General features: G+C 64.0%; 4 protein-coding genes and 1 pseudogene. 3 read left to right on the forward strand and 2 right to left on the reverse strand.

Going from position 1 to position 4,617, the window contains the following annotated elements; all coding sequences use genetic code 11:
- Window positions 1-164: 164 nt before the first annotated feature.
- Window positions 165-629, reverse strand: a complete 465-nt coding sequence (locus tag I9P22_RS23220; protein WP_233253560.1) for a hypothetical protein — start codon at window positions 627-629, stop codon at window positions 165-167.
- Window positions 630-939: 310 nt separating this feature from the next.
- Between I9P22_RS23220 and I9P22_RS23225 the strand changes: the two genes are divergently transcribed.
- The 3 genes and pseudogenes from I9P22_RS23225 (at window position 940) to I9P22_RS23235 (ending at window position 3,921) form a co-directional block, all read left to right on the forward strand.
- Window positions 940-1,254 carry a co-chaperone GroES gene (locus I9P22_RS23225; RefSeq protein ID WP_199262527.1) on the forward strand — a complete coding sequence of 105 codons (315 nt, stop codon included), beginning with the start codon at window positions 940-942 and terminating at the stop codon, window positions 1,252-1,254.
- Window positions 1,255-1,303: 49 nt separating this feature from the next.
- Window positions 1,304-2,941 carry a chaperonin GroEL gene (gene groL, locus I9P22_RS23230; RefSeq protein WP_199262529.1) on the forward strand — a complete coding sequence of 546 codons (1,638 nt, stop codon included), beginning with the start codon at window positions 1,304-1,306 and terminating at the stop codon, window positions 2,939-2,941.
- A 131-nt stretch (window positions 2,942-3,072) separates the two neighbouring features.
- A pseudogene (locus tag I9P22_RS23235) lies at window positions 3,073-3,921 on the forward strand (transposase).
- Window position 3,922: 1 nt separating this feature from the next.
- On the opposite strand, the gene I9P22_RS24905 reads toward I9P22_RS23235, so the two are convergent.
- Window positions 3,923-4,546, reverse strand: coding sequence for a CatB-related O-acetyltransferase (locus I9P22_RS24905; RefSeq protein WP_199262531.1), 624 nt, complete (start codon window positions 4,544-4,546; stop codon window positions 3,923-3,925).
- Window positions 4,547-4,617 lie beyond the last annotated feature (71 nt).

Consider the following 4,617-nt stretch of genomic DNA (forward strand, 5'->3'; position numbering starts at 1 on the left):
ATACGAATGCATCTGCAAGATCTGGACATCAGAGCCCGACAGATTCATCCTAAACCCGATCCAACAGATGCCGGGACTGAACAGCTAGGCCGGGGGATCGACAGTTCAAGGGGGCGCAAGGGCCCCGGATGTCGCCCGTCCGGAACCCGCGCGGCAGGCCGGGATCAGTGCCGGAACCGCGGGGTCAGGAACAGGATCCGGGCTTCCGGCTCGGCCTCGCCTTCCCGCGGCGGCAGCGGCCGTTCCTCGACATGCGGGCTGCTGGCCTGCAGCACGTCCAGCATGTCGGGAAAGCCATGCGCCACGTCCGGCATCCCGGCGATCTCATAGGCGCTTTGCCCCAGCCCGGCATAATGGACGATGGTGCCGCCCCCGCGCGTCAGCCGCGCCGCGAAGAAGGCGCAGGAGATCAGGCATTCATCGCCGATCTGGCGCGACTCGCCCCGCCTGGCCCGCCTTTGCGCCGCGTCCATCAGTCGCACCGTCAGCCGGTCGGGCGCGATCGGCCGGTGCATGTAGCGGGCCAGGGTGGTGGCAAGGTGGAACTCCAGCTCCGAGGACAGCGCGACCTGGCTTTCGCGCATCCCCTCGATCACCAGATCCCGGGCGGCGGATAGATATGTGTCCATCATGGAACCCTCGGCGTCGCTCCGAACTTCATGTCCATAAGGAAAAGTTTGGCGCGGCCCCGATGCAGGTCAAGCCCCCGCACTGGTCCGAGGCAGCTGAAATCACAGGATATTGCGCGCCTGCATCAGGATTCTGGCAGCAGTCCGGCGCGAGTGCTGAAAATTTTTTCCCCGACCCCCTTGAAACCCGCGGCCCGCCTGCCAATTCATTGGTCGCGTGATGCCAACCGGGTCACGCAGGCCCCGCTCCGGCCTTCTGGGCTGGGGCGGAGGAACCGCTCAGAATCTGTTTGTCCATGAGGAGAACGATATGACGTTCCGTCCACTCCATGACCGTATCCTGGTCCGCCGCATCGATGCTGAGGAAAAGACGGCAGGCGGCCTGATCATCCCCGACAGTGCCAAGGAAAAGCCGCAGGAGGGCGAGGTGCTTGCCGTCGGCCCTGGCCTGCGCAACGAAAGCGGCGCGCTTGCCCCGCTGGACGTCAAGGTCGGGGACCGGGTGCTGTTCGGCAAATGGTCGGGCACCGAGATCCGGCTCGACGGCGAGGATCTGCTGATCATGAAGGAAAGCGACGTGATGGGCGTGATCGAAGGCACGGCGGCCGCGAAGAAGGCCGCCTGAGGATCGCGCCCCACGAATTCGCCCAGGAATGCCATAGAGGAGTGAGCCAATGGCAGCGAAAGAAGTCAAGTTCAACAGCGACGCGCGCGACCGGATGCTGAAGGGTGTGAACATCCTGGCCGATGCGGTGAAGGTGACGCTGGGCCCGAAGGGCCGCAACGTGGTGATCGACAAGTCCTTCGGGGCGCCGCGCATCACCAAGGACGGGGTCTCGGTCGCCAAGGAGATCGAACTGGCCGACAAGTTCGAGAACATGGGCGCGCAGATGGTGCGGGAAGTGGCCTCGCGCACCAATGACGAGGCCGGCGACGGCACCACCACCGCCACCGTTCTGGCCCAGGCCATCGTCAAGGAGGGCATGAAGGCGGTGGCCGCCGGCATGAACCCGATGGATCTGAAGCGCGGCATCGACCTGGCGACCGCCAAGGTCGTCGATGCGATCAAGGCCGCCGCCCGCCCGGTCAACGACAGCTCGGAAGTCGCCCAGGTCGGCACCATCTCGGCCAATGGCGAGGCCTTCATCGGCCAGCAGATCGCCGAGGCCATGCAGCGCGTCGGCAACGAGGGCGTGATCACCGTCGAAGAGAACAAGGGCATGGAGACCGAGGTCGAGGTCGTCGAGGGCATGCAGTTCGACCGCGGCTATCTCTCGCCCTATTTCGTGACCAATGCCGACAAGATGATCGCCGAGCTGGAGGATGCCTACATCCTGCTGCACGAGAAGAAGCTCAGCTCGCTGCAGCCGATGGTGCCGCTGCTGGAATCGGTGATCCAGTCGCAGAAGCCGCTCTTGATCGTGGCCGAGGACGTGGAAGGCGAGGCGCTGGCCACGCTGGTGGTCAACAAGCTGCGCGGCGGACTGAAGATCGCCGCGGTGAAGGCGCCGGGCTTCGGCGACCGCCGCAAGGCCATGCTGCAGGACATCGCCATCCTGACCGGCGGCCAGGTGATCTCGGAAGACCTGGGCATGAAGCTCGAGAATGTCACCATCGACATGCTGGGCCGGGCCAAGAAGATCTCGATCAACAAGGACAACACCACCATCGTCGACGGCGCCGGCGAGAAGGCCGAGATCGAGGCCCGGGTGTCGCAGATCCGCCAGCAGATCGAGGAGACCACCTCGGATTACGACCGCGAGAAGCTGCAGGAGCGTGTGGCCAAGCTGGCCGGCGGCGTGGCGGTGATCCGCGTCGGCGGCATGACCGAGGTCGAGGTCAAGGAGCGCAAGGACCGCGTCGATGACGCGCTGAACGCGACCCGGGCGGCGGTCCAGGAGGGCATCGTGGTCGGCGGCGGCGTGGCGCTGGTGCAGGGTGCCAAGGCGCTGGAAGGGCTGACGGGCGCGAATTCGGACCAGGAGGCCGGGATCGCGATCATCCGCCGGGCGCTGGAGGCGCCGATGCGCCAGATCGCCGAGAATGCCGGCGTGGACGGCGCGGTGGTTGCGGGCAAGGTGCGCGAATCGACCGACAAGGCCTTCGGCTTCAACGCCCAGACCGAGGAATATGGCGACATGTTCAAGTTCGGGGTGATCGACCCGGCGAAGGTGGTGCGCACGGCGCTGGAGGACGCGGCCTCGGTCGCGGGCCTGCTGATCACCACCGAGGCGATGATCGCCGAGAAGCCCGAGCCGAAGGCTCCGGCCGGCGGCATGCCCGACATGGGCGGCATGGGCGGCATGATGTAATCGGCCCGCGCCTGTCGCGAGAGAACCGAGGCCGTCCCGAAAGGGGCGGCCTTTTGCATGGGAGGCCACGGGAAGGAAGGCGCCGGGAGCTGCATGGCAGGCTGTGATTCAGGAGCGTCTTTCCTTGGGAGGTGGCTTTGGCGCGCTACCTGCTTTCCGACGACGAATGGGCATTTCTTGAAGGCTTCCTCCGGGCCGTCCGGCATCCGAACGGGCGCAAGCCCGCAGATCATGGCCTTGTTCTGGGTGGCGTTTTCTGGAGTGAGGCGTGAGCCGCCACCGGTTCGAGGCCACGCCGAACACGGACCGGCGCGCCTTGGCGGAACCTGCCGGAAGAGTTCGGCAGGCGGTTCTTGGTCCATCGCCAGTTTCGTCGCTGGACGCTGGCCGGGCTCTGGGAGCAGATCACGGAGGCCCTGAACGAGAGCAGGCTGGTCCCCGACGCCCTGCAGATGGTCTACAGCACCGTGGTCCGCGCCCACCATCATGCGGCAGTCGCAAAAGGGGGATTCCGAAAGAGGTTCTTGGCCGTTCGCGAGCGTCCGGTGGGAAAACGATCCACTGGATCGTTTTCTGGACCATCTTCCACTTCACGACCAAGATCCATCTCCGCGTCAATGGCGCGGGCCTCCGATGAGGTCGGACATCACCCCGGGGCAGACGTCGGACTGTCTGGGCTTCGACTTGGTCATGGACGACAACCTGCCCGAGCCTTGCGTCCTGCTGGCCGATCGCGGCTATGACTCTGACAAGGTTCGTAAAGCCATGGCGGCGCGCAACGTCATGCCGGTGGTCTTGATGCGCAAGTCCCGCAGGCTCCGTGTCGCTGTCGACCGAAGGCTCTACCGATTGCGGAACCTCGTCGAGCGCTGCTTCAACAAGCTGAAGAACGCCCACCCGCTACGACAAGACGCCGAAAGCGTCCTGGGCTCATCGACATCACGTCAATCCGCCTCTGGCTCCGCCATGTGTCGACATGACCTAATCGACAATGAGAGAAACCAGATCCGCATCATCCGTCGGCGAAAGCGGCGTTTCAAAGAAAACCTTGTTCCGGGCGATTCGTTCATCGCTCCAATCCCACCAGCGGATGCCAAGCATCTGCTCGATCACCGCCGGACTGAACCGATATCGGATCTCCCGTGCCGGATTTCCACCGACGATTGCAAAGGCCGGGACAGGCTTGACCACGGTCGAGCCGGCGCCGATGACCGCCCCGTGCCCCACCGTTACACCGGAAAGCACGCTGACCTTATCGCCGATCCAGACATTGTGCCCGATTTCGATCGGTCCTCTCGTAACACCGACAGACATGAATCCGAATCGTGAGTTCAGCCATAATTGCTGATTGGGGAGATCTGTCCTGTGGTTTCCCGAAAGCAGGGCGACATAGCGCCCAAACGCGCAATATTTTCCAATCATGACCCGCCCGCGCGCGGCAAATGGCCCGTTGATCGATGTGTATTTTCCACATCGAGCATTTCCCTTGATGTCCCAAGAACTGTGTGGACCGCGGATGTTCCCGGTCCGCAAGGCCGCCGGGTCATCGAGCTTATGAAACTGGCGCAACTCCTCGGCGGAGAAAAGCGTAGGTTGTGTTGACAAAAAGGATTCCCCTGCGCGTCTGGCTGTGATTCAAGATCATCTCTACGTGGGAGGTGACCTTGGCACGCAAT

It is taken from the genome of Paracoccus binzhouensis, from assembly GCF_016446475.1.
Taxonomy (GTDB): Bacteria; Pseudomonadota; Alphaproteobacteria; order Rhodobacterales; family Rhodobacteraceae; genus Paracoccus; species Paracoccus binzhouensis.

What these genes read in the sequence shown, in the direction of transcription:
- groL (WP_199262529.1), top strand. Translation starts at nt 1,304, where the DNA reads ATGGCAGCGAAAGAAGTCAAGTTCAACAGCGACGCGCGCGACCGGATG.
- I9P22_RS23220 (WP_233253560.1), bottom strand. Translation starts at nt 629, where the DNA reads ATGGACACATATCTATCCGCCGCCCGGGATCTGGTGATCGAGGGGATG.
- I9P22_RS23225 (WP_199262527.1), top strand. Translation starts at nt 940, where the DNA reads ATGACGTTCCGTCCACTCCATGACCGTATCCTGGTCCGCCGCATCGAT.